Source organism: Actinomadura kijaniata NBRC 14229 (genome assembly GCF_001552175.1).
Classification (GTDB): Bacteria; Actinomycetota; Actinomycetes; order Streptosporangiales; family Streptosporangiaceae; genus Spirillospora; species Spirillospora kijaniata.
This window is the reverse complement of record NZ_BCQR01000027.1, coordinates 31,200-53,095: the sequence shown is the minus strand read 5'-3', so window position 1 is coordinate 53,095 and position 21,896 is coordinate 31,200. Positions and strand designations below refer to the sequence as shown.

General features: G+C 74.1%; 19 protein-coding genes. 13 read left to right on the top strand and 6 right to left on the bottom strand.

Annotated features, from left to right (window positions below; translation table 11 throughout):
• Nucleotide 1: 1 nt before the first annotated feature.
• The 7 genes from AKI01S_RS10265 to AKI01S_RS10235 all read left to right on the top strand — a co-directional run bounded on the left by AKI01S_RS10265 (nucleotide 2) and on the right by AKI01S_RS10235 (nucleotide 7,559).
• Nucleotides 2-934 carry an STM4015 family protein gene (locus AKI01S_RS10265; protein WP_067814343.1) on the top strand — a complete coding sequence of 311 codons (933 nt, stop codon included), beginning with the start codon at nucleotides 2-4 and terminating at the stop codon, nucleotides 932-934.
• A 71-nt stretch (nucleotides 935-1,005) separates the two neighbouring features.
• Complete coding sequence (locus tag AKI01S_RS10260; protein ID WP_067814341.1) at nucleotides 1,006-2,022, top strand: STM4015 family protein; 1,017 nt, start codon at nucleotides 1,006-1,008, stop codon at nucleotides 2,020-2,022.
• Nucleotides 2,022-3,101: an STM4014 family protein gene (locus tag AKI01S_RS10255; protein WP_067814340.1), complete on the top strand. Its 1,080-nt coding sequence runs from the start codon at nucleotides 2,022-2,024 to the stop codon at nucleotides 3,099-3,101. Before AKI01S_RS10260 ends, AKI01S_RS10255 begins: the two co-directional genes overlap by 1 nt.
• On the top strand, nucleotides 3,089-3,889 hold the full coding sequence (locus AKI01S_RS10250; RefSeq protein ID WP_067814337.1) for an STM4013/SEN3800 family hydrolase: 801 nt from the start codon (nucleotides 3,089-3,091) through the stop codon (nucleotides 3,887-3,889). Before AKI01S_RS10255 ends, AKI01S_RS10250 begins: the two co-directional genes overlap by 13 nt.
• Nucleotides 3,886-5,169 (top strand): STM4012 family radical SAM protein, encoded by a 1,284-nt coding sequence (locus tag AKI01S_RS10245; protein WP_083999295.1) that lies wholly within the window; start codon nucleotides 3,886-3,888, stop codon nucleotides 5,167-5,169. The genes AKI01S_RS10250 and AKI01S_RS10245 overlap by 4 nt, the downstream gene beginning before the upstream one ends.
• Entirely contained in the window at nucleotides 5,169-6,020 is an 852-nt protein-coding gene (locus AKI01S_RS10240) for an STM4011 family radical SAM protein (RefSeq protein WP_067814333.1), read from the top strand. The genes AKI01S_RS10245 and AKI01S_RS10240 overlap by 1 nt, the downstream gene beginning before the upstream one ends.
• Nucleotides 6,021-6,224: 204 nt before the next feature.
• Nucleotides 6,225-7,559 (top strand): LCP family protein, encoded by a 1,335-nt coding sequence (locus AKI01S_RS10235; protein ID WP_067814331.1) that lies wholly within the window; start codon nucleotides 6,225-6,227, stop codon nucleotides 7,557-7,559.
• Between the two features lie 513 nt (nucleotides 7,560-8,072).
• On the opposite strand, the gene AKI01S_RS10230 is transcribed toward AKI01S_RS10235, so the two are convergent.
• The 3 genes from AKI01S_RS10230 to AKI01S_RS10220 form a co-directional block, all read right to left on the bottom strand.
• Nucleotides 8,073-9,161 carry a DUF6745 domain-containing protein gene (locus tag AKI01S_RS10230; protein WP_218009625.1) on the bottom strand — a complete coding sequence of 363 codons (1,089 nt, stop codon included), beginning with the start codon at nucleotides 9,159-9,161 and terminating at the stop codon, nucleotides 8,073-8,075.
• A gap of 11 nt (nucleotides 9,162-9,172) precedes the next feature.
• Nucleotides 9,173-9,499, bottom strand: coding sequence for a DUF8820 family protein (locus AKI01S_RS10225; protein WP_067814328.1), 327 nt, complete (start codon nucleotides 9,497-9,499; stop codon nucleotides 9,173-9,175).
• 79 nt (nucleotides 9,500-9,578) lie between these two features.
• Complete coding sequence (locus AKI01S_RS10220) at nucleotides 9,579-10,952, bottom strand: threonine/serine exporter family protein (RefSeq protein WP_245681559.1); 1,374 nt, start codon at nucleotides 10,950-10,952, stop codon at nucleotides 9,579-9,581.
• Between the two features lie 222 nt (nucleotides 10,953-11,174).
• On the opposite strand from AKI01S_RS10220, the gene AKI01S_RS10215 reads away from it, so the two are divergent.
• Nucleotides 11,175-11,735: a peptidoglycan-binding domain-containing protein gene (locus tag AKI01S_RS10215; RefSeq protein ID WP_067814326.1), complete on the top strand. Its 561-nt coding sequence runs from the start codon at nucleotides 11,175-11,177 to the stop codon at nucleotides 11,733-11,735.
• Nucleotides 11,736-11,878: 143 nt separating this feature from the next.
• On the top strand, nucleotides 11,879-13,990 hold the full coding sequence (locus AKI01S_RS10210; protein ID WP_067814324.1) for a RecQ family ATP-dependent DNA helicase: 2,112 nt from the start codon (nucleotides 11,879-11,881) through the stop codon (nucleotides 13,988-13,990).
• A gap of 731 nt (nucleotides 13,991-14,721) precedes the next feature.
• Here AKI01S_RS10210 and AKI01S_RS50350 read toward each other — a convergent pair.
• The gene (locus AKI01S_RS50350; protein ID WP_157419754.1) at nucleotides 14,722-14,988 is read right to left on the bottom strand and encodes a hypothetical protein; all 267 of its coding nucleotides are present in this window, start codon (nucleotides 14,986-14,988) and stop codon (nucleotides 14,722-14,724) included.
• A gap of 115 nt (nucleotides 14,989-15,103) precedes the next feature.
• Complete coding sequence (locus AKI01S_RS10205; RefSeq protein ID WP_067814322.1) at nucleotides 15,104-16,030, bottom strand: carbohydrate kinase family protein; 927 nt, start codon at nucleotides 16,028-16,030, stop codon at nucleotides 15,104-15,106.
• Between the two features lie 180 nt (nucleotides 16,031-16,210).
• On the opposite strand from AKI01S_RS10205, the gene AKI01S_RS10200 reads away from it, so the two are divergent.
• Nucleotides 16,211-18,658, top strand: coding sequence for a bifunctional acetate--CoA ligase family protein/GNAT family N-acetyltransferase (locus tag AKI01S_RS10200; RefSeq protein WP_067814320.1), 2,448 nt, complete (start codon nucleotides 16,211-16,213; stop codon nucleotides 18,656-18,658).
• A gap of 48 nt (nucleotides 18,659-18,706) precedes the next feature.
• Here AKI01S_RS10200 and AKI01S_RS52760 read toward each other — a convergent pair whose 3' ends face one another.
• A complete protein-coding gene (locus AKI01S_RS52760) occupies nucleotides 18,707-18,976 on the bottom strand; it encodes a hypothetical protein (protein ID WP_083999291.1) in 270 nt (89 codons plus the stop codon).
• 90 nt (nucleotides 18,977-19,066) lie between these two features.
• Here AKI01S_RS52760 and AKI01S_RS10195 point away from each other — a divergent pair, with 90 nt between their 5' ends.
• The 3 genes from AKI01S_RS10195 to AKI01S_RS10185 all read left to right on the top strand — a co-directional run bounded on the left by AKI01S_RS10195 (nucleotide 19,067) and on the right by AKI01S_RS10185 (nucleotide 21,795).
• Nucleotides 19,067-19,648 (top strand): DUF5998 family protein, encoded by a 582-nt coding sequence (locus AKI01S_RS10195; RefSeq protein ID WP_067814318.1) that lies wholly within the window; start codon nucleotides 19,067-19,069, stop codon nucleotides 19,646-19,648.
• 44 nt (nucleotides 19,649-19,692) lie between these two features.
• On the top strand, nucleotides 19,693-20,835 hold the full coding sequence (locus AKI01S_RS10190; protein WP_067814315.1) for an alkaline phosphatase family protein: 1,143 nt from the start codon (nucleotides 19,693-19,695) through the stop codon (nucleotides 20,833-20,835).
• 129 nt (nucleotides 20,836-20,964) lie between these two features.
• Nucleotides 20,965-21,795, top strand: a complete 831-nt coding sequence (locus tag AKI01S_RS10185; protein WP_083999289.1) for a sulfurtransferase — start codon at nucleotides 20,965-20,967, stop codon at nucleotides 21,793-21,795.
• Nucleotides 21,796-21,896 lie beyond the last annotated feature (101 nt).

The following is a 21,896-nucleotide window of genomic DNA, read 5'->3' as shown; positions in this document are numbered from 1 at the left end:
CGTGACCATCCGCGAGCACCTCATCGGATACGCCGGGCTGCCGGTGTTCACCTTCGACGAGTCGACCGACCTCGACGACCTGCCCGGCGCCGCCGAGGTCGCCTGGCGCGTCCGCACCGAGGACTTCGACGAGGAGGACGAGTGGCGCGCGGTGTTCGAACGCTTCCTGGCGTCCGTCGACACCACGGAGATCACCGCGCTGGTCGTCGGGTTCTGGGGCCATGACTGCGGCGAGGGCTACACCTATCCGCCCACGCTGCTCGCCGAGCGGGCCGACCGGTTCCCGGCGCTGCGGTCGCTGTTCGTCGGGGACGTCGTGATGGAGGAGCACGAGGTCTCCTGGATCCCGCACGATGACCTGGGCCCGCTGCTGGCGGCGTTCCCGGCGCTGGAACGGCTCGACGTGCGCGGCGCCGACGGCCTGGTGCTGGAGCCGTTCCGCAGCGCGAGCCTGCGCACCCTGCGGTTCGAGTCCGGCGGGCTGCCCGGCCATGTGGTGCGGGCCGTCGCGGCCGGCGACCTGCCGAACCTCGAACGCCTCGACCTGTGGCTCGGCGTCGGCCGTTACGGCGGCGACGCCACCGTGACCGATCTCGTCCCCATCCTCGGCGGCGAACGCCTCCCCGAGCTGCGGCACCTGGGGTTGGAGAACGCGGAGATCCAGGACGAGGTCGCGGCGGCCGTGGCGGGTGCCCCGGTGGTGGCGCGGCTGGAGTCGCTGAGCCTGGCGCTGGGAACGCTGACCGACCGGGGCGCCGAGGCGCTGCTGTCCGGCCAGCCCCTCACCCACCTGCGCGAACTCGACCTGCACCACCACTTCCTGACCGACCCGATGACCGAACGCGTCCGCGCCGCGCTGCCCGGCGTCGCCGTCGATCTCCGCGAACAGGAAAGGGCCGACGGGGACTGGCTGTTCGTCGCCGTCTCGGAGTGACCCGGAGAAGAGAGATGCCGATGCCCACCCATGGCCCCAGGCGGGTCCACGTCACGACCCCGGAGTGATCCATGGTCTTCGCCCACTCCCTGGAGGACTTCGCCGGTCTCCCCGTACGGGACTTCTCAGACTCCGACCACGAGGTTCCCGAGCCCGGCGCCGTGGCCTGGCGGCTGCGCGACTGGAACTTCGCGCAGTCGTGGGAGACGTGCTTCGAGGAGTTCCTCGGCGCCGTCGACACCGCCGAGGTCACCACGCTGGTCGTCGGCCACTGGAGCAACGGCGAGACCTACCCGCCCGACCTGCTCGCCGGGGCGGCCGACCGGTTTCCGGCGTTGCGGAACGTGTTCGTCGCCGACATGACCGTGGAGGAGAACGAGGTCTCCTGGATCCAGCACGGGGATCTCACCGGGATGTTCCGCGCGTTCCCCGGGCTGGAACGGGTCACCGTGCGCGGCAACACCATGCGCCTGGAGCCGGTCCGGTCGGAGAACCTCCGGGAACTGAGGTTCGAGTCCGGCGGCCTGCCCGGCCGCGTGGTGCGGGCCGTCGGCGCCGGCGACCTGCCCGGCCTGGAGCATCTGGAACTGTGGCTGGGGATCGAGGAGTACGGCGGCGACGCGACCGTGGCCGACCTGGAGCCGATCCTGTCCGGCGAGCGCCTGCCCGCCCTGCGCCACCTGGGCCTGATGAACAGCGAGGACCAGGACGAGATCGCCCAGGCCGTCGCCGCCGCCCCCGTCGTGGCGCGCCTGGAGTCGCTCGACCTGTCGATGGGGCTGCTCAGCGACCGCGGCGTCGAAGCGTTGCTGTCCGGCCAGCCCCTCACCCACCTGCGCGCACTCGACCTCGGCAACAGCCGCATGTCCGGCGACCTGGGCGCCCGCCTGCGCGCCGCGCTGCCCGAGACCGCCCTCGTCGGCCTGCCCCGCCCCGGCGACGCGGGCCGCGCGGAGAACGGGTGCCTCGGATGCCACGAGGCCGTCGCCGACTGCGAGTGCTACTGCCGCTCCTGCGGTGAGAGCCGCGAGGAATGCTCGTGCACCGTCTTCCTCTCCGACGAGTGGTACGTCAGGGTCACGGAGTGATGTTCACCGTGGTCGGAACGCCCGGCGACCGGCGGGTGACGATGTTCGCCGACGCCTGCCGGGCCGAGGGCGCGGGCGAGCCGCGCGTGGTCGGATGGCCGGACGTGCTGCGCGGCGCGGACCCGGCGTTCGGGCCGGGAACGCTGGTGCGGATCGACTCGCCGGGGGAGGACCCCGAGGCCGACGCGCTGCTGCGCGGGCCCGGCGACCCGACGCGGGTCGGGGGCGGGGCCGCCTGGTACGCGGCGTTCCGCGCCGGGCTGGAACGCGTCCGCGACGCCGCGCACCGGTCCGGGGCGCGGCTGCTGGGCGACCCCGACGAGATCGCCGTCATGTTCGACAAGCGGCTCTGCCACGCCCGCCTCCAGGCCGCCGGAGTGCCCGTCCCGCCCGCGTTGCCCGAGGTCACCGGCTACGCGGAGCTGCGGGCGCGGATGGCCGAGGCGGGGGAGCGGCGGGTGTTCGTCAAGCCCGCGCACGGCTCGTCGGCGTCGGGCGTGGTGGCGTTCCAGACCAACGGGACCCGCGTGAAGGCCGTCACCTCGGCGGCGCGCGGCCCCGGCGGCTTCCACAACTCGCTGCGCGTGCGCACCTACGAGGACGAGGCCGACGTCGCCGCGCTGGTCGACGCGCTCGGCGCCGACGGCCTGCACGTCGAACGCTGGCTGCCCAAGGCGTCCCTGGACGGCCGCGTCCTCGACCTGCGCGTGGTCGTCGTGGCCGGCGAGCCCACCCACGCGGTGGTCCGCACCAGCCGGGCCCCGATGACGAACCTGCACCTGGGCGGGCGGCGCGGCGACCTCGACGCCGTCCGCCGCGCCCTCGGCGAGGACGGCTGGCGGCGCGCCCTGGACGTGTGCGCGCGCGCCGCCGCCTGCTTCCCCGGCAGCCTCATGGTCGGCGTCGACCTGCTGGTCGGCATCGGCTGGCGGCGGGTCGCGGTCGGAGAGGTCAACGCGTTCGGCGACCTGCTGCCCGGCCTGACCGGCCTGCCCGAGGGCCCGGCTGTCGGTGCCGACACCTACACTGCGCAGGTCAGAGCCGTCCTGTCAGGAAAAGCCACCCCATGCGCGACATGAACGAGATCGTCGGCAGCCACGACCTGCTGCTGGTGACGCTCGACACCCTGCGGTACGACGTGGCCGCCGAACTCGCCGCCTCCGGCCGGACGCCCGTGCTGGCCGGGCTGCTGCCCGGCGGCCGGTGGGAGCGGCGCCACACCCCCGGCAGCTTCACCTACGCCGCGCACGCCGCGATGCTCGCGGGCTTCCTGCCGACGCCCGCCGAACCGGGCCCGCACCCCCGGCTGTTCGCGGCGGCGTTCCCCGGCAGCGAGACCACCGCCGAGGGCACCTGGCGGTTCGCCGCCGCCGACCTGCCCACCGGTCTCGCGGACGCGGGCTACCACACGGTGTGCGTCGGCGGCGTCGGCTTCTTCAACAAGCTCACCCCGCTGGGGTCGGCGCTGCCGTCGCTGTTCGCCGAGAGCCACTGGGAGCCGGGGTTCGGCGTCACCGACCCGAGGTCCCTGGAGCACCAGATCGACCGGATCGAGCAGGTCGTCGCCCGCCAGCCCGCCGACCGGCGGCTGTTCCTGCTGCTCAACGTGTCGGCGCTGCACCAGCCCAACTGGTTCCACCTGGACGGCGCGACCCGCGACCACGGCGACTCCCGCGCCAGCCACGCCGCCGCCCTGCGGTACGTGGACCGGCACCTGGAACGCCTGTTCGCCGCGGTGCGCCGCCCCACCTTCGTGATCATCTGCTCCGACCACGGCACCGCCTACGGCGAGGACGGCCACGTCGGGCACCGCATCGGCCACGAGGTCGTGTGGACCGTTCCCTACGGAGAGTTCGTACTGGCATGACCACCGGCCCCTACCAGGCGTACGTCTACTCGTACCCCCACAAGACCGCCTACCGGCCGCTCGATCCGCGGCCGTCGCTGCGGGAGGTGTGGGCGGGGGAGGACACCCGCGCGCTCTTCCTGTACCTGCACGTGCCGTTCTGCGAGATGCGCTGCGGCTTCTGCAACCTGTTCACCCGCACCGGCGCGCCCGAGGAGCTGACCGGCGCCTACCTGGACGCCCTGGAACGGCAGGCCGCCGCCGTCCGCGACGCGGTCGGGGACGCGACGTTCGCGACGGCCGCGTTCGGCGGCGGCACCCCCACCTACTTCACCGCCGCCGAGCTGGAGCGCCTCTGCGACATCGCCGAACGCTTCGCCGACCTGCGTTCGGTGCCGCTCGGCGTGGAGACCTCGCCGGCCACCGCCACCCCCGACCGCCTCGCCGTCCTGGCCGAACGCGGCACCACCCGGATCTCCATCGGCGTGCAGAGCTTCGTCGACGCCGAGGCGCGCGCCGCCGTCCGCCCGCAGAAACGCGCCGAGGTGGAGACCGCCCTCGGCAACATCCGCGCCGCCGCCATCCCCGTCCTCAACATCGACCTGATCTACGGCATCGCCGGCCAGACCCCCGCGTCCTGGCGGTACTCCCTGGACGCCGCCCTCGCCTGGCGGCCCGAGGAGATCTACCTGTACCCGCTGTACGTGCGCCCGCTGACCGGCCTCGGCAAGATCGGCCGCGAGTGGGACGACCAGCGCCTGGAGCTGTACCGCGCCGGCCGCGACCACCTGCTGGAGGCGGGCTACGAGCAGGTGTCCATGCGGATGTTCCGGCTGCCGGGCTCGGAGAGCGGCACCGAGTACTGCTGCCAGACCGACGGGATGGTCGGCCTGGGGTGCGGGGCGCGCTCGTACACGTCGGACCTGCACTACTCGTTCGAGTACGCGGTGGGCGCGGGCCAGGTCCGCGCGATCATCGACGACTACGTGCGGGCCGAGGACTTCACCACGGCCCGCGTGGGCTTCCGGCTGGACGCCGCCGAACGCCGCCGCCGCCACCTCCTCCAGTCGCTGCTCCAGGCGGACGGCCTGGACCGGGGGCTCTACCGCGCCCGGTTCGGCACCGACCCGCTGGACGACTTCCCCGAGGACCTCAAGCCGTTCGCCGACCGGGGCTGGCTGGCGGAGACCCCGGACCTGCTGCGCCTGACCCCCGAGGGCCTGGCGCACTCGGACGCGATCGGCCCGGCGCTGTTCTCGGCCGAGGTCCGCGCCCTGATGGACGCCTACGAGGCCCGCTGATGGACGCCGGGCACCTGACGATCCTCTACCGGGGTCCGCTGGCGAGCTGCGACTACGACTGCCCGTACTGCCCGTTCGCCAAGCGTCGCGACACCCCCGAGCAGCTCCGCGCCGACCGGGCGGCGCTGGAACGCTTCACCGCCTGGGTCGCCGACCGGGACCATCCGGTCTCGGTGCTGTTCACGCCGTGGGGCGAGGGCCTGGTGCGCTCCTGGTACCGCAGGGCGCTGGTCGAACTGAGCCGCCTCCCGCACGTGCGGCGCGTCGCCATCCAGACCAACCTGAGCCACCGCACCGCCTGGACCGCCGACGCCGACCCCGCGCGCCTCGCCCTGTGGGCGACCTACCACCCCGGCCAGACGCCCTACGAGCGGTTCCTGACCAAGACCCATGAGCTGGCCGAACGCGGCATCCGGTTCAGTGTCGGGATCGTGGGGCAGCCCGAGCACCTGGCCGACGCCCGCCGCCTGCGCGCCGACCTGCCCGGCCACGTCTACCTGTGGGTGAACGCCGCCGAGGGCCGCGCCTACACCGACGCCGAGGCCGCCGAGTGGACGGCGATCGACCCGCTGTTCTCCTACAGCCGCCACCCGCACGCGAGCCTCGGCCGCGCCTGCCACACGGGCGAGACGGTGGTCTCCGTGGACGGCGAGGGGACGGTCCGCCGCTGCCACTTCGTGCCCACCGTCCTGGGGAACCTCTACGACGGTTCGTTCCGCGCGGCCCTGGGGCCCCGCCCCTGCCCCCTGGACACCTGCGACTGCCACATCGGCTACGTCCACCTGAAGCCGCTCGGGCTCTACGACGTCTTCGCCGGAGGGATCCTCGAACGCATCCCCCACCTGGCCTGACCCGCGACGGAGGAGGCGGGCGGAACGGGTGTGAACCCGAAGGGGCGCTTGTGGTGATACATCTCCGACAAGTCCCCTAGAAGGGTCGTTCCACATGGACGTTCTCCGTCTGCTCCGCTGCCTGGGCCACCGGTTGGACCACCGCACTCCACCGACGATGGAGTTCCAGCGGGACCGGCTGCTCCGGGTGATCGCGGGGCAACGGTGAAGCGAGTCCTCGTCTGGGCGTCGGTCGCGACGGCGGCCGTCACCGTGACCGGCAGCCTGTCCGCCTACGGCTACTACTGGCGGCTGCAGAGCAGCATCCGGCAGGAGGACACCGACCGGCTGATCGGCGGCAACCGCCCGCCCAAGCTCAACGACGCCCTCAACGTCCTGGTCCTGGGCTCCGACACCCGCAAGGGCGCCAACGCCCGGTACGGCCGCGGGCACCAGCACGAGACGCCCAAGTCGGACACCATGATCCTCATGCACCTGTCGCCGGGCGGCGGCCAGGTGCTCGGGGTCAGCTTCCCGCGCGACCTGCTGGTGCCGATCCCACCCTGCACCCGCCCGGACGGGACGGTCGTGCCAGGCGCGCCCCAGGCCATGCTCAACGAGGCGATCGGACGCGCCGGACCGTCCTGCACGATCAAGACGATCGAGAAGCTCGCCGGCATCCACATCGACCACTTCGTGCAGGTGGACTTCACCGGCTTCAAGGAGATCACCACGGCGATCGGCGGTGTGCCGATCTGCCTGCCGAAGGACGTCAGGGACAAGGACTCGGGGTTCCGCAAGCCCAAGGGCACGCACCGGGTGCAGGGCGAGGAGGCCCTGGCCTACTTCCGGCTGCGCAAGAACATCGGCGACAACTCCGACACCCAGCGGATCAAGCGCCAGCAGATGTTCCTCGGGGCCATGGCCAAGCAGGCGACCAGCACCGGCGTGCTCGCCGACCCGGGGCGGCTGAACGGGCTGCTGACCTCCGTGGCCAGATCGCTGACCACCGACAGGGGGCTCCGCCTGACGAACATGCTGAAGATCGCCCAGAGCCTGCAGGGCATCGACCCCGGCAGGATCCGGTTCATGACCGTGCCGAGCGGCCCGTGGGCCCGGGATCCGGACCGGATCGTGCTCAGCGACGGCGCGCAGCCGTTCTTCACCGCGCTGCGCAACGACACGACCATGCCCGAGCCGGTCAAGGCCGCCGCCATCCCCGCCAGGGTCCGGGTGCTCAACGGCTCGGGCGTCCAGGGCCGGGCCCGCGTGGTCGGCGACCAGCTCGCCGAGCGGAAGTACACCGTCATCAAGGTCGGCAACCTGGCCGCCCCCACCGCCAGGACGGTGATCCGCCACGCCCCCGCCGACGCGGCCGCCGCCAAGGCCCTGGCCGGACTGATCCCCGGAGCCGCGACCAGACCCGGCACCAGGTCCGCCCCCGGCGTCCTCGACCTGGTCATCGGCGCGAACTTCACCCGCGTCAAGGGCGGCGGCATCCCCCGGCAGCAGGGCGAACACCGCGCCACCGACGACATCTGCGGCGCCGCCAAGACCTGACCCCGCCGCTCCCCGTTCCCGGCCCGGCCACGCCCCGACCGATCGCAACCCCGAGCGTCATGGCCCCGGCCGTCATGGCCTCGGTTGGTCACGGGCCTGGTTGGTCACGGGCCTGGTTGGTCACGGGCCTGGTTGGTCACGGCCCCGGCTGGCTATGGCCCCGGCCGTCATGGCCCTGGCTGGTCACGGGTCCGGTTGGTCACGGGTCCGGCTGGTTACGGCCCTGGTTGGTCACGGGCCTCGGCTGGCGGCGGCTCCGGCTGGCGGCGGTCCCGCTTGGTCGCGGGTCCCGCTGGGCGTGGTTCCGGTCGGTCACGGCCTTGGGCCGGGGCGGATGTCCCTTGGTGACGTGGGGAAGTTGTCACCAAGGGACATCCCTCGCGGTCCCGGAAGGGCAGCTCTGGGGAGGACGGTCAGCGCCGCTGCCGGGGGAGTCGGTCCCCCGGGCCCCCGCGGTGCCGGCTGACCGGCCCTCCTCGGGCCGCCGCGGTCCCGTCGGGACGCGCGGCCCCGTCAGGTCTCCTTCTCGGGGCGGTAGTCGGCCTCGGATATCCCGAACGTCCAGGCGACGCCCTCGCGGGCCGTCCGCGTCGTCGGGGGGACCCGCAGGTGGTAGGTGCGGTACGAGCCGTCCGGCTCGGGGGTGGAGTTGACCACCTCGACCATCACGACCGGCTCGTCGCCCGGCAGGTCGATCCGCCACAGCACGCCGGTCTCGTCGCGGTGCAGCGGGCGGGCGCCGGTCTCGGCCAGGTACCGGTCGTAGCCGAAGATCTCCAGCATGACGCGGCGGAGCTCGGCGTTCTCCTCGGCGGCGATCCGCTCCACGGTGAGGCCGCCGAGGGTGCCGACGAAGTCGGCGGGAACCGGCATGCCGCGCCAGGCGTGCAGGGCGAAGCCGTCGGCGTAGGCCAGGGCGGGGCCGTCGCCGCGGTGCAGGCGGCCCGGCTCGTCGCGGTGCAGCTCCGTCGGGCGTTCCGAGACGATCACCAGGCGTTCGTAGGGCCACCACCAGCCCGCGTTCCGCGCGGCCTCGGCCAGCCCCGGCGGCAGCCGGTCCAGCTCGTCGAACTGGGCCAGCCAGGGCGCGTCGTGCTGGCCCAGCACCGCGTCCAGCGTCGCCGCGCGCAGCAGCGACTCGGCCCGCGAGCCCTCCTCGGCCAGCGCGCCGATCGCCTGCCGGACGCGGACGACGAGGTCCTGCGTCCCGGACCACAGCGGCGCGCCCGTGCGGGACCAGGACCGGGCCCACCGCTGCGGGCCGAGCGCCTCGCAGGCGGCGGCGCGGGCGGCCTCCCAGGGGCGGGTGCGCACGGCGTCGCGGACCGACGCGCCCGCGTCGGCGGGCACCTGCGGCACCGCCAGCCCGGCCTCGCGCAGCACCTCCTCGTGCCCGGCGATCGCCGCGGCGGCCAGGGCGCCCCGCGCGGGGGAGGAGACCCACAGGAAGCGCTCGGGGGCGGGCAGCCCGGCGGCGGTGTAGGCGGCGGTGATCCCGGCCTCGGCGCGGGTCCGGTCGCCGGGGCCGGTGGCGAACGCGGCGGCCTGCCAGGCCAGCATCAGGCCCGCGTGGTCGAGGGGTTCGATGTCCAGGGTGCTCATGACCGGTGCTCTCAATCTGCGACGACGCGGACGCTGCCGGGCACGTACTCGCGCTGCCGGATCACCCGGTACCAGCCCTTCGGCAGCGAGATCGGGGCGTGCTCCTCGTGCGACAGCCGGCCGCCGGCGGGGAGGTGGAGGTGGTCGGGCACCAGCGGGTCGGGGTCGCGCAGTAGCACGCCCTCGGCGGTCAGCGCGTGCGCGTGCCCGGTGGCCTCGCCCAGTGCCAGCACGATCCGGCCCCGCCCGTCGCGCGGCGTGGGCGGCAGGTTCCGAACGGTCTCCGGCACCGCCTCTTCGGCGACCGGCACGATGAGGATGTCTCCCTGTCGGTACATGTCGCGCAAGGTAGACGGCGCCACTGACACTTTGGCCCGGCCGCAGGTCACACGGCTGATCGCCGCGTCCGCCGCCGGGTCAGTAGCCGCGGGTGCGGCGGGCCGCCGGGCGGGCCCACCGGCCGCCCGCGCTGAGGCCGACCCGCTGGAACGCCCGCACCAGCTCGGTGCCCAGGTTCACGCCTGCGCCCAGGGCCAGCGCCGTGGACAGCGCCGCGACCAGGCTCAGCGCGCCCGCCGCCGCCTCCCCGGTGTTGAGCTCGACCATGCCCCGGTACAGCAGCGTCCCGGGCAGCAGCGGGGAGATCGCCGGAACGATGAACGGCAGCGACGGGGCGTTGCGCCGCCGGGCCAGCAGGCTGCCCAGCGCCCCGATCAGCACCGCCGACACCGCCGCCGCCAGCACCGGCTTGACGTGCGCGTTCAGTAGCAGCACGTAGACGATCCAGATCAGCGCGCCGCCGACCGCCGCCGGAAGCAGCACGTCGCGCGGCACCGCCAGGCAGATCGCGAACGTCAGCGACACCGTCGCCGCCGCCAGCACCGGGACCGGCGTCAGCAGCGCCGGGAAGTCGGGCAGGTGGGAGACGCTGACGTCGACGTCCAGCGACACCGCCGCGTACACGGCCACGCCGAGCCCCGCCACGATGGCGGTGATGATGAAGAAGACCTCCAGCAGCCGCGCGCCCGCGCTGACCAGGTCGCCGGTGATGCCGTCCTGGACGCTGGCGACCAGCGGGCGGCCCGGCAGCAGTGCCAGCACCGCGCCGGTCACGATCGTGGAGGCGCGGCCGGGGCTGTCGGCGGCCACCACCACGATCGCCGCCGCCGTCGCGCCGATCGCCGCCGCCACCGCGAGCTGGAAGAACTCGGCGATGCCGCGCCGCGCCAGCCAGGCGGCGGTGCGGTCGCCGCACAGCGTCGCCACGAACGCCGTGGTCGCCACGATCGTCCCGCCGCCCACCAGCACGCCCGCCGACGCCGCGATCAGCCCCAGCGACACCACCATCAGCCACAGCGGGTACGGGCCCCGGCCGCGCTTGATCTCGGCGAGCCGCCGGTGCGCCTCGTCCAGCCCCAGCATGCCGATGGACGCCTGCTGGACGAGCGCGTGCAGCTCGGTGAGCCGCCAGAACGCCGGGGTGCGGCGGCGGATCGCGCGGGCGGCGGTGACCGGCGGGGCCCCGTTGCCCGGATGCGCCGACACCATCAGGCTGGTGAACATCACCTGGACCTCGCAGCGCGGCAGCTCGTAGGCGACCGCGAGGCTGAGCATGGCCTCGTTGACGCGTTCGGTGGACTCGCCGCTGGCCAGCAGCAGCTCCCCGACGCGCAGCACCAGGTCCAGGGCGCGCGGATCGACGACCTCGCCGGGCTCGTCCTCGGGGGGTTCCGGCGGCGTCCCGTCCATCAGCACCTGCAGGCTGCGCCGCAGTCGTTCCGACGTCCCCATGGGTGAGCGCGTCCTCCGGCCCCTCGACTCCCGTTCCCGCCCGCGAGGCTACCCGCGATGATCCGTTCCTTATCCCCTGAAAAGGGGTGTCCTTTTCCACAGCGTCGAGGAGTGAACGCGCTCGGTGACCTTGGCACGATCCGGCCACACCCCTCAAGATCCGAACTTCCGCAGGTCAGAGGCCCTCTAACAGGGATCCACCCTCTACGGCAAGGAGCCGCAGTGAACATCCGACGCGTCGCGGTGGCCGGTCTGGCCGCCGCCGGAGTCACCCTCGGGGCGGCCACGGTGGCGACGCCGGCGTCCGCCGACACCTCTCCCTATGCGGAGGGCACCACCCTCGGGCCCTGGCCCGTCCTCAAGCGTCCCGTCAAGAACGAGAACGTCCGCGCCCTCCAGTGGTTCCTGAACTGCCTGGGCCACAAGGTCGACAAGCCCTCCAACTTCGGACCCGCCACCCAGGACAGGGTGAGGCGGCTCCAGCAGACCCACCGGATCCCCGGCGGCGCCGACGGCAACGTGGGCGCCTACACCTGGATGGCCGTCCTCGGCAAGGCCAGCCCCATGGGCTACAAGCAGCGCAACGACTGCGTCAGCGCGCTGCAGGTCCTGCTGAACAAGTGGGACTACGGCCACGACCTGGCCATCGACGGGGCGCACGGCGACAACACCCGGACGAAGCTCAGGCGGTTCCAGCACGGGCACGGGCTTCCCGTCACCGGCCATCCCGACACGAACACCCTCTACAAGCTGATCGCCACGCGGCCGCACGTCGCCAAGTGACAGACCACCCTTCCCGGGCCACGCGACGGCTCCCCGCGACGACGCGGCGGAGCCGTCCCTGACCCTCCCGATCCCTGACCGGGGATATCCACAGAACGCGGTTCTGTCACCCTGGTGTCGGCGGGGGCTGGTACCAAGGAGCGATGAGCACTCCAGCCGTTCCGGACGACGCCCTCCGCCACGAGGCCGAACGCGTTCTGCGCGCGCTCGCCGGGGACCACGCCCGGCTGCGCGACGACCAGTGGACCGCGATACGCGCGCTCGTCGTCGAACGACGGCGGGCGCTGGTCGTGCAGCGCACCGGCTGGGGCAAGTCGGCGGTGTACTTCGTGGCGACGCGGCTGCTGCGCGAACGCGGCGCGGGCCCCACGGTGATCGTCTCCCCGCTGCTGGCGCTCATGCGCAACCAGATCTCCGCCGCCGAACGCGCCGGGATCCACGCCCGCACGGTCAACTCCGCCAACGTCGACGACTGGGACGCCGTGTTCGCCGAGGTCGAGGCGGGCGCGGTGGACGTGCTGCTGGTCAGTCCCGAACGCCTCAACAACCCCGACTTCCGCGACCAGGTCCTGCCCAAGCTCGCCGTCGGCGCTGGACTGGTCGTGGTGGACGAGGCGCACTGCATCTCCGACTGGGGCCACGACTTCCGGCCCGACTACCGGCGGCTGCGGACCCTGCTGGCCGACCTGCCGCCGGGCGTCCCGGTGCTGGCCACCACCGCCACCGCCAACGCCCGCGTCACCGCCGACGTCGCCGAGCAGCTGTCCACCGACGACACCCTCGTGCTGCGCGGCCCCCTCGAACGCGACTCGCTGCACCTGTCGGTCGTCCGGCTGCCGTCGGCCGAGCAGCGCGTCGCCTGGCTCGCCGAGCAGCTGGACGCGCTGCCCGGCTCCGGGATCGTCTACACCCTCACCGTCGCCGCCGCCCACGAGATCACCGCCCACCTGCGCGACCGCGGCCACGAGGTCGCCGCCTACTCCGGCCAGACCGACCCCGCCGAACGCCTCCAGGCCGAGCAGGACCTCCAGGACAACAAGCTCAAGGCCCTGATCGCCACCAGCGCCCTCGGCATGGGCTTCGACAAGCCCGACCTCGGCTTCATCGTGCACGTCGGGGCCCCGCAGTCGCCGGTCGCCTACTACCAGCAGATCGGCCGCGCCGGACGCGGCGTGGACCGCGCCGAGGTGATCCTGCTGCCGGGCCCGGAGGACCGCGAGATCTGGGCCTACTTCGCGAGCCTGGCGTTCCCGTCCGAGCAGGTCGTCCGCGCGACCCTGGACACCCTCGCCGACGCCGGGCGGCCGCTCTCCCTGCCCGCCCTGGAGACCCGCGTCGACCTGAACCGCGCCCGCCTGGAGATGATGCTCAAGGTCCTGGACGTGGACGGGGCGGTCCGCCGGGTCAAGGGGGGCTGGGAGGCCACCGGCCGGCCCTGGGCCTACGACCGGGACCGCTACGCCCGCGTCGCCGCCGAACGCGAACGCGAGCAGCGCGCCATGCTCGACTACATCGCCACCACCGGCTGCCGTGAGGAGTTCCTGCGACGCCAGCTCGACGACCCGGAGGCGAGGCCCTGCGGCCGCTGCGACAACTGCACCGGCCGCCACCGCTCCGCCGAGGTCAGCGAGCAGAGCGCGAACCAGGCCCGGGAACGCCTCCACCGCCCCGGCGTGGACCTCGCCCCGCGCCGCATGTGGCCGAGCGGTGTCAAGGACGACCTCGGCGTCTCCGGCCGGATCCCCGCCGACGAGCAGGCCGAGCCGGGCCGCGCCCTCGGCCGCCTCACCGACATCGGCTGGGGCAACCGCCTCCGCCAGATCTTCGCCGAGGGCGCCCCCGACGCCGAGATCACCCCGGAGATGTTCGACGCGGTGGTGAAGGTCCTCTCCTCCTGGGACTGGGCCGAACGCCCCGCCGGCGTCGTGGCGGTCGGCTCCCGCACCCGCCCGTTGCTCGTGGGAAGCCTGGCCCACCGCATCGCCCAGATCGGCCGCCTGCCCTACCTGGGCGAGCTCGTCCCCCTCGGGGAGCCGGCCCCGCGCCGCCACAACAGCGCCCAACGCCTCCGCTCGGTCTGGCACACCCTGGCCCTGCCCGACGATGTGGCGGCGGCCGTGGCCGAGGCCGGCGGCCCGATCCTGCTGGTGGACGACCGCACCGACACCGGCTGGACCCTGACGGTGGCGACCCGCCTGCTCCGCAAGGCCGGAGCCCCGGCGGTCCTCCCCCTGGTCCTCGCCGTCCCGAACTGACCACACCACCCCCACCTCCGGCCAACCCCAGGAAAGGAGCCCGTCCACACCCCAGCCACCGCCCCCTGACAGGAGGCTTCGGTCCGAAGGTCGGGGCTCGCGCGGTCCTTCCTTGGTCCTCGCCGCCGGGAACTGATCGCGCCGCCCCTCCACCTCTGGCCAAGTGCATGAAGGGGCCCGTCCGCATCACGGTCACCGACCTCTGACAGGAGGCTTTGGTCCGAAGGTCGGGGCTCGCGCGGTCTTTTCTTGGTCCTCGCCGTCTGGAACTGGCCGCGCCGCCTCCCCTGGCCAAGTGCATGGAGGGGCCCGTCCGCATCAGAGTCACCGACCTCTGACAGGAGGCTTTGGTCCGAAGGTCGGGGCTCGCGCGGTCCTTTCTTGGTCCTCGCCGTCCGGAACTGATCGCGCCGCCCTCCGCCTTCGGCCAAGTGCATGGAAGGGGGCCGTCCGCATCACGGTCACTGGCCTTCGACGGGTGGCTCCGGCCCGTCGGGCATGTCCGGGCATGTTCGGGGTGGTGCTGGGGTGATGTCGCCCTCCTCGCCTTGTGTGGGCGGACGCGACCGAGGTCTTTTGGGAGGCTTCGGCCTTCGGGTCTGGGCGGGGGCGGCCAGTGGTGCCGCGTGGTCCCGAGCTCGTTGGACCGGGTTTTACGGCTCGTGCCTTGTCAGGGCTTGGCGAGCGCGATGTTGTTTCGTGGTCTGACCTGCAGGCCAGATCGCTCGTCCCTAGGGGTGGGGTGCCGCGTTGGCTCTTGGGGTGGGCTTGGTGCCGGGGGTGGTCGTGACGTTGGGTTTCGGGGTGGTCAGGGGATCTTCGTCCACGGGGCCGCCGGTGGCGGGGGTGCTCGCCGGGGCGTTCGCCGTGGGGTGGCCGACCGGGGGTTGTGCGGCGCGGTCGGGCATGAGGAACGGTACGGCGGCGGTCGTGAGCAGGGCGGCTAGGGCCGTCGCGGCGCGTCTCGTCGCGGGGCGGGCCGGGGTGTGCGCGGGCATGGGCTCTCCAGGCGGATGGCGGCCGGGAACCCGATCCTTCGTCACGTGGCGTGACGAGGCAAGTGCCGTGCGGGGTGTGTCGCGGCGCGCGGCCGGGGGCCGCGCGCCGCGGGGGTCAGCTCTTGATCTGGTTGTCCACGGCTTCCAGGCTCGGACGGGCCCCCAGGTGCTGCATGGCCTGGGACGCCAGGCGGGCGCCCGACGCCAGGGCCTCCTGCGGGGGCTTGCCGTCCAGCCAGGCCGGCAGGAAGCCCGCCACGAACGCGTCGCCCGCGCCCGTCCCGTCAACGATCTTGTCGACGGGCTCGGCGGCGACCGTGATCGGCTCGGGGCGGCCGTTGGTGAACCACAGCGCGCCGTCCGCGCCGCACATGATGACCACCTGCGGGTACCAGGCGGTGAGCACCTTGGCGGCCTGGTCGGGGACGTCGCGGCCGGTCAGGACCTCGGCCTCGTCGGCGTTGACGATCAGCAGCCGGGCGCCCTGCGTCCACTCCAGGAACGGCTCGGCGCCCATCCGCTTGAGCGGGGAGGACGAGCCGCCGTCCACCGAGATCGACATCTGGGCCTTGCGGGCGAGCTCCAGGGCGTGGGTCGCGGCGGCGCGGGAGCCCTCGTTGATCAGGGAGTAGCCGGACATGTGCAGGTGGGTGCCCTGGTTGAACAGGTCCCGGCAGCGCTCGATGTCCTCGGGCAGCAGCGCCGCGTTCGCGCCCGGGTCCGACAGCATGGTGCGGTCGCCCTTGTGGGTGACCAGCACGACGCAGGTGCCGGTGGGGCGTTCCCCGTCCATGACCAGGCGGGCGTCGACGCCGTAGCCCATCAGTTCCATGTCCCGGTTGCGGCCCGCGATGTCGGAGCCGCGGCGGCCGACGAAGGCCACCTCGACGCCCTCCAGGGCGAGCCAGGACGCCACGTTGGCGCCGGAGCCGCCGCCGTGGGTGGTGACCGCGGCCGGTGTGTCGCTGCCCTTGGCGAGGGGGAACGCGGCACGTGCCACGGTGTCGGTCATCAAGTCGCCAACCACGACCACGCGCGTCATGGGAGTCATCACCTCGATCAACACGGCCCGCGTGAGCGGCAGACATGGGCGTGTGCTCGACCGTAACAGTTCTTGACCCCCGATTAGGTCTCGAACGCGCAGCGAAACACGGGAAGCCGCCGGTTTTTCCTGGCCGAGGCCGACGCGGAGCGGCCCGCGACGTGCCTTACCCTCGGGTACGTGACCGAGGAGTATCCGGATCATTGGGAGGCCGACGTCGTCCTCACCGACGGGGGGACGGCGCATCTGCGCCCCATCCGGAGCGACGACGCCGAGCTGCTGCGCGCCTTCTACGCCCGCCTGTCGCCCGAGTCGATCTACTACCGGTTCTTCTCGCCGCGGCCGACGCTGAGCGATCGTGAGATCGCTCACTTCACCACGGTGGACCACGACCGGCGGGTGGCGCTGATCGCGACGATCGGCGACGCCATGGTGGCGGTGGTCCGCTACGACCGGCTCGCGGACCGGCCGGGGACGGCCGAGGTCGCGTTCCTGGTGGAGGACGCCCACCAGGGCCGGGGGCTGGGCGCGGTGCTGCTGGAGCACATCGCGGCGGCGGCCCGGGAACGCGGCCTGCACCGCTTCGTGGCCAGCGTGCTGCCCGACAACCGGCGGATGACCCGGGTGTTCCGGGAGGCCGGGTACCGGGCCGAACAGCGGTTCGAGGACGGTGTGATCGAACTGGTGCTCGACCTGGAGCCGACCGAGACCTCGGTGGAGGTGACGGCGGCGCGCGAGCACCGGGCCGAGTCGCGGTCGATCCAGCGGCTGCTGTTCCCCTCGTCGGTCGCGGTGATCGGCGCGAGCCGGTCCGAGCACACGGTCGGGCAGACCGTGCTGCGCAACCTGCTCGGCGGGGACTTCACCGGCCCCGTCTACCCGGTGCACCCGACGGCGACGGCGGTGGCCGGGGTGCGCGCCTACGCCTCGGTGCTGGACATCCCCGACGACGTCGATCTGGCCGTGGTCGCGGTGCGGGCCGACTCGGTGCACGAGGTCGTCGAGCAGTGCGCCGGGAAGGGCGTGCGCGGGCTGGTGGTGGTGTCGTCGGGGTTCGGCGAGACCGGGCCGGAGGGCCGCGCCCGCCAGGAGGAGCTGGTGCGGCTGGCGCGCGCCTACGGCATGCGCGTGGTCGGCCCCAACTGCCTGGGCGTCGCCAACACCGACCCCGAGGTGCGGCTGAACGCCACCCTCGCGCCGACCATGCCGGGCCGCGGCCCCGTCGGGTTCTTCTCCCAGTCGGGCGCCCTCGGCATCGCGATCCTTCAGCGGACCGCCGAGCGGGGCATCGGCCTGTCCACGTTCGTCTCGGCGGGCAACCGCGCCGACGTGTCCGGCAACGACCTCATGCAGTACTGGGAGGAGGACCCGGCCACCAAGGCGGTCCTGCTCTACCTGGAGTCGCTGGGCAACCCGCGCAAGTTCGCCCGGCTGGCCCGGCGGCTCAGCCGCCGCAAGCCGATCGTGGCGGTCAAGAGCGGCCGCAGCACCCAGGGCGTTCCGCTGGGGCACGCGGCCGCGGCGCTCAGCCTGCCCGACCACGCGGTCAGCGCGCTGTTCGCGCAGGCCGGGGTGATCCGGGTCGAGGACCTGTCGGAGCTGTTCGACGTGGCGCAGCTGCTGGCCTACCAGCCGCTGCCCGCCGGGGACCGCATCGCGATCATCGACAACTCCGACTCGCTGGGGCTGCTGGCCCAGGACGCCGCCGTCGCGCTGGGGCTCCAGGTCCGCCCGCCGGTCAACCTGGGCCCGACCGCCCAGGGCCCCGAGTACGAGGCGGCGCTGCGGGCGGCGCTGGAGGACGACACCGTGGACGCGGTGGTCGCGCTGTTCACGCCGCCGACGATCGGCGGCTACGACGTGACCGTCCCCGAACGGATCCTCCAGCTGGCGGCCGGGAGCGGCAAGCCGATCGTGGCGACCTACCTGGGCTCCAAGGGCATGCCCCCGGACCTGCGGGTCGCCGGGCCCGACGGGAACGCCGCCGAGGGCTCGGTCCCGTCCTACCCGGCCCCCGAGGACGCGGTCCGCGCGCTCGCGTACGTGATCCGCTACGCGCAGTGGCGGCAGCGGCCGCCGGGCCGCCTCCCCGACCTGCCGGGCGCGGACCGCCGCCGCGCGCGGGCCATGGTGGAGGAGTGGCTCGGGGACGGCGGGCCCGTGGAGGCGACCCCGGACCAGGCCGTCGAGCTGCTGGGCTGCTACGGCATCGCCGTCGGCGGCGAAGGGACCGACGACGGCGTCCCGGCGCGGATCGTGACGATGGAGGACCCGTCGTTCGGCGCGGTGATCTCGTTCGGGCTCGCCGACGAGACCGCCGCGCTGCTGGACGACCGGGCCTACCGGCTGGCGCCGCTCACCGACGTGGAGGCCGCCGAGACGGTCCGCGCGGTCCGGACCGCGCCGCTGCTGCTGGGGCACCGGGGCGCCGAGCCGGTGGACGTGGCCGCGCTGGAGGAGCTGCTGCTGCGGGTCTCCCGGCTCGGCGACGACCTGCCGGAGGTGGCCCGGCTGGAGCTGGACCCGGTCACGGTGAACCCGTCCGGGGCCTTCGTCCGCCGGGTCGCGCTGCGGCTGGAACGCCCCCGCGGCCCCCGGCCCGAGCTCGGCCCCCGCAGGCTGGGCTGACCTTTCGGGGCCGGACCCTGCGGCGGGCCGAGCCGCGGAGGCCGGCCGTCAGGACGGCGGGGCCGGTTCCGGCTCGGGCGTCGGCGGGATCGGGTCGGGCGTCGGGGTCGGCGGCACCGGGTCGGGCGCGGGGCCCGGCGGCACCGGGTGCGGCGGTGACGGCTCCGGTCCCGGCGCGGGTCCGGGCGGCGGCTCGGGCGGCGGCACCGGAGGCTGCGGCGGGGGAGCCGGGTCCGGCGTGGGCGGGGGCACCGGCGGTGGCGACGGGAGCGGATCCCTGCCGGTCGGGGTCCGACCGGCCGTCTGTCGGAAGGTCATGCCCTCCCCCTACCCCGCCGCGCAACGAATGACCATGTTCGCGTGGGCCGCATGTGCGGCGCACACCACAGACAGGGCAGGATGGGCACCATGAGGGAAACCCGAGCGACGGCTCACGGGTTGCGCACGGCCATCGAGCGCAGCGGCTACTACCCGGCACTCGTCGCGGACGCGGTCGAGTCGGCCATCGGCGACGAGCGGGTGATCGCCTACGTGGTGCACCACGAGGCGACCTTCGACCCCGCCATGGAGGTGCGGCGGCACGTCACGGTGCTGGTGCTGTCGGCCGGGCGGCTGCTGGTCTGCCACACCGACGAGCACCCGCCGGGCGACGGCATGGCACAGCCGCACGCCTCCACCACGACCGAGGCCGTCCGGCTGGACCGCGTCCAGTCGGTCGCGGTGACCCGGGTGGTGCCCGACCCCGCCTCCTACGCGCCGGGCACCCCGCCCACCGAGGTGGTGCTGACGATCGGCTGGGGCGCGATCGCCCACATCGACCTGGAGCCCGCCACCTGCGGCGACGAGAACTGCGAGGCCGACCACGGCTACACCGGCAGCGTCACCGCCGACGACCTGTCGCTGCGGGTCAGCGAGGCCGCCGACGGCGCGGACGCGGTCACGCAGGTGCTGGCGTTCGCCGAGGCGCTGTCGGCCGCCACCGCCAAGTGACCCCGAGCAAGTGATCACGGTGTGACCGAACGAGCGGAGCGTTCATGAGCGAGGCCGTCTCCACGCGGGCCGTTCCCGGGCCGCCCGTCCCGCGCTACGGCGCGGGCGCGCTCGCCGACCTTCCGGGCTCGGTGCTGGCCGCGCTCGGCGTTCCGGGCGCGGCGAACGTGCTCGGCCTGCCGGAGCTGCCCCGCGCGTGCGTGCTGCTGGTGGACGGGCTCGGCTGGGAGCTGCTGCGCGCCCATCCGGAGGAGGCGCCGTTCCTCGGCTCGCTGGAGGGGCGTCCGCTGACCGCCGGGTTCCCGGCGACCACGGCCACCAGCCTGGGGTCCCTGGGGACGGGGCTGCCGCCGGGCGGGCACGGCCTGCTGGGCGTGCAGGTCGCCGTCCCGGGCACCGGGCGGCTGCTGAACTGCCTGAGGTGGCAGGACCCGGAGGTCGCGCCGCAGGAGTTCCAGGCCGCCCCGACCGTCTACGAACGGGCCGCCGCCGACGGCGTCGCGGTCGCCTACGTGGCGCTCGGGCTGTACCGGAACACCGGGCTCAGCCTGGCCACCGCGCGGGGCGCGCGCTACCGGGCGGCCGACAGCCTCGGCCAGCTCGTGGGGCGCGCCGAACGGGCCCTCGCCGAGGGCGACCGGGCGTTCGTGACCGTCTACCACGCCGACCTGGACTCCACCGGGCACCGGTTCGGCGTGGCCTCGGCGGACTGGCGGCACCAGTTGCGGTTCGCGGACCTGCTGGCCGAGCGGCTGGCGGCGGCGCTGCCGCCCGGCGCCGCCCTGTACGTCACCGCCGACCACGGCATGACCGACCCGGCCGAACGCGTGGACGTCGACACCGACCCCGAGCTGAACGCGGGCGTGGCGCTGCTGGGCGGCGACGCGCGCGCCCGGTACGTGTACACCGAGCCCGGCGCGCGCGCCGACGTGCTGGCGGCCTGGCGCGAACGCCTCGGCGACCGCGCCTGGGTGTACTCCCGCGAGGAGGCGGTCGCGGCGGGCTGGTTCGGGCCGGTCGAGCCGGACCTGCTGGGCCGGATCGGCGACGTGGTGGCCGTCCCGCACGGCGACCTGGCGATCATCGCGTCCGAGCGCGAGCCGTGGCTGGACCGGATGGTCGGCATGCACGGCTCCCTGGTCCCCGCCGAACTGCTGATCCCGCTGCTGACGACCGCCCGCCCCTGAACCACGCCGTCGGGGCGGGCCCGGGGCCGCCCGCCGTCCCGGGCGTCCCGCGGCTCTGTACGCTCTGGAGGCGTGACGAACCACGCCTCACCCCTCCCACATCCGGACAGCGGGGTACAGACTGGCGATGTGCACCCTCTCATCGACGTGCCCGCCCTGGAGCGGCTGCTGAGCGGCCAGTCCCCGCCGGTCCTGCTGGACGTCCGGTGGCACCTGGCCGGACCGCCCGGCATCGAGTCCTACCGGAAGGGGCACCTGCCCGGCGCGGTGTTCGTGGACCTGGACCGCGACGTGGCCGGGCCGCCCGGTCCCGGGGGGCGGCATCCGCTGCCCGCCGCCGCCGACTTCGAACGCGCCATGCGCCGCGCCGGGGTCCGCGCCGACCACCCGGTCGTGGTCTACGACGACGCCGACTCCACCGCCGCCGCCCGGCTGTGGTGGACGCTGCGGTACTTCGGCCACCCGCGGGTCCGCGTCCTGGACGGCGGCCACCGCGCCTGGACCGAGGCGGGGCGGCCCGAGACCACCGAGGAGCCGCCGGTCGAGCCCGGCGACTTCACGGCGCGGCCCGGTCGGTTGCCGGTGCTGGACGCCGAGGGCGCGGCGGCGCTGGCCGGGGCCGGGGTCCTGCTGGACGCCCGCGCCGCCGAACGCTACCGGGGTGAGACCGAGCCGATCGACCCGGTGGCGGGGCACATCCCCGGCGCGGTGAACGCCCCCACGCTCGGCAACGTCGGCGTGGACGGCCGCTTCCTGCCCGCCGACCTGCTGCGCGAGCGGTTCGCGAAGCTGGGCGCGACGGACGCGGTGGACGTGGGCGCCTACTGCGGGTCGGGCGTGACGGCGGCCCACGAGATCCTCGCGCTCACCCTGGCGGGCGTTCCGGCGGCGCTGTACGTGGGCTCCTGGTCGAACTGGGTGGCCGACCCGGCCAACCCGGTCGCCACCGGCGAACACTGAGCCGCCGGACGGGGTGATCGAGCGTTCATCTGATGTCCGAACGAACAGAGGCTGATCGTTCAATTGCGATCAGCCTCTTGTGTTCGGAAATGTGCGTCTCT

Bases quoted from the DNA above. Each gene is read 5' to 3' on its own strand.
- AKI01S_RS10255 (WP_067814340.1), top strand. From the start codon at position 2,022: ATGTTCACCGTGGTCGGAACGCCCGGCGACCGGCGGGTGACGATGTTC.
- AKI01S_RS10190 (WP_067814315.1), top strand. From the start codon at position 19,693: ATGAGCGAGGCCGTCTCCACGCGGGCCGTTCCCGGGCCGCCCGTCCCG.
- AKI01S_RS50350 (WP_157419754.1), bottom strand. From the start codon at position 14,988: ATGCCCGCGCACACCCCGGCCCGCCCCGCGACGAGACGCGCCGCGACG.
- AKI01S_RS10210 (WP_067814324.1), top strand. From the start codon at position 11,879: ATGAGCACTCCAGCCGTTCCGGACGACGCCCTCCGCCACGAGGCCGAA.
- AKI01S_RS10195 (WP_067814318.1), top strand. From the start codon at position 19,067: ATGAGGGAAACCCGAGCGACGGCTCACGGGTTGCGCACGGCCATCGAG.
- AKI01S_RS10225 (WP_067814328.1), bottom strand. From the start codon at position 9,499: ATGTACCGACAGGGAGACATCCTCATCGTGCCGGTCGCCGAAGAGGCG.
- AKI01S_RS10230 (WP_218009625.1), bottom strand. From the start codon at position 9,161: ATGAGCACCCTGGACATCGAACCCCTCGACCACGCGGGCCTGATGCTG.
- AKI01S_RS10260 (WP_067814341.1), top strand. From the start codon at position 1,006: ATGGTCTTCGCCCACTCCCTGGAGGACTTCGCCGGTCTCCCCGTACGG.
- AKI01S_RS10250 (WP_067814337.1), top strand. From the start codon at position 3,089: ATGCGCGACATGAACGAGATCGTCGGCAGCCACGACCTGCTGCTGGTG.
- AKI01S_RS10220 (WP_245681559.1), bottom strand. From the start codon at position 10,952: ATGGGGACGTCGGAACGACTGCGGCGCAGCCTGCAGGTGCTGATGGAC.
- AKI01S_RS10205 (WP_067814322.1), bottom strand. From the start codon at position 16,030: ATGACGCGCGTGGTCGTGGTTGGCGACTTGATGACCGACACCGTGGCA.
- AKI01S_RS52760 (WP_083999291.1), bottom strand. From the start codon at position 18,976: ATGACCTTCCGACAGACGGCCGGTCGGACCCCGACCGGCAGGGATCCG.
- AKI01S_RS10240 (WP_067814333.1), top strand. From the start codon at position 5,169: ATGGACGCCGGGCACCTGACGATCCTCTACCGGGGTCCGCTGGCGAGC.
- AKI01S_RS10245 (WP_083999295.1), top strand. From the start codon at position 3,886: ATGACCACCGGCCCCTACCAGGCGTACGTCTACTCGTACCCCCACAAG.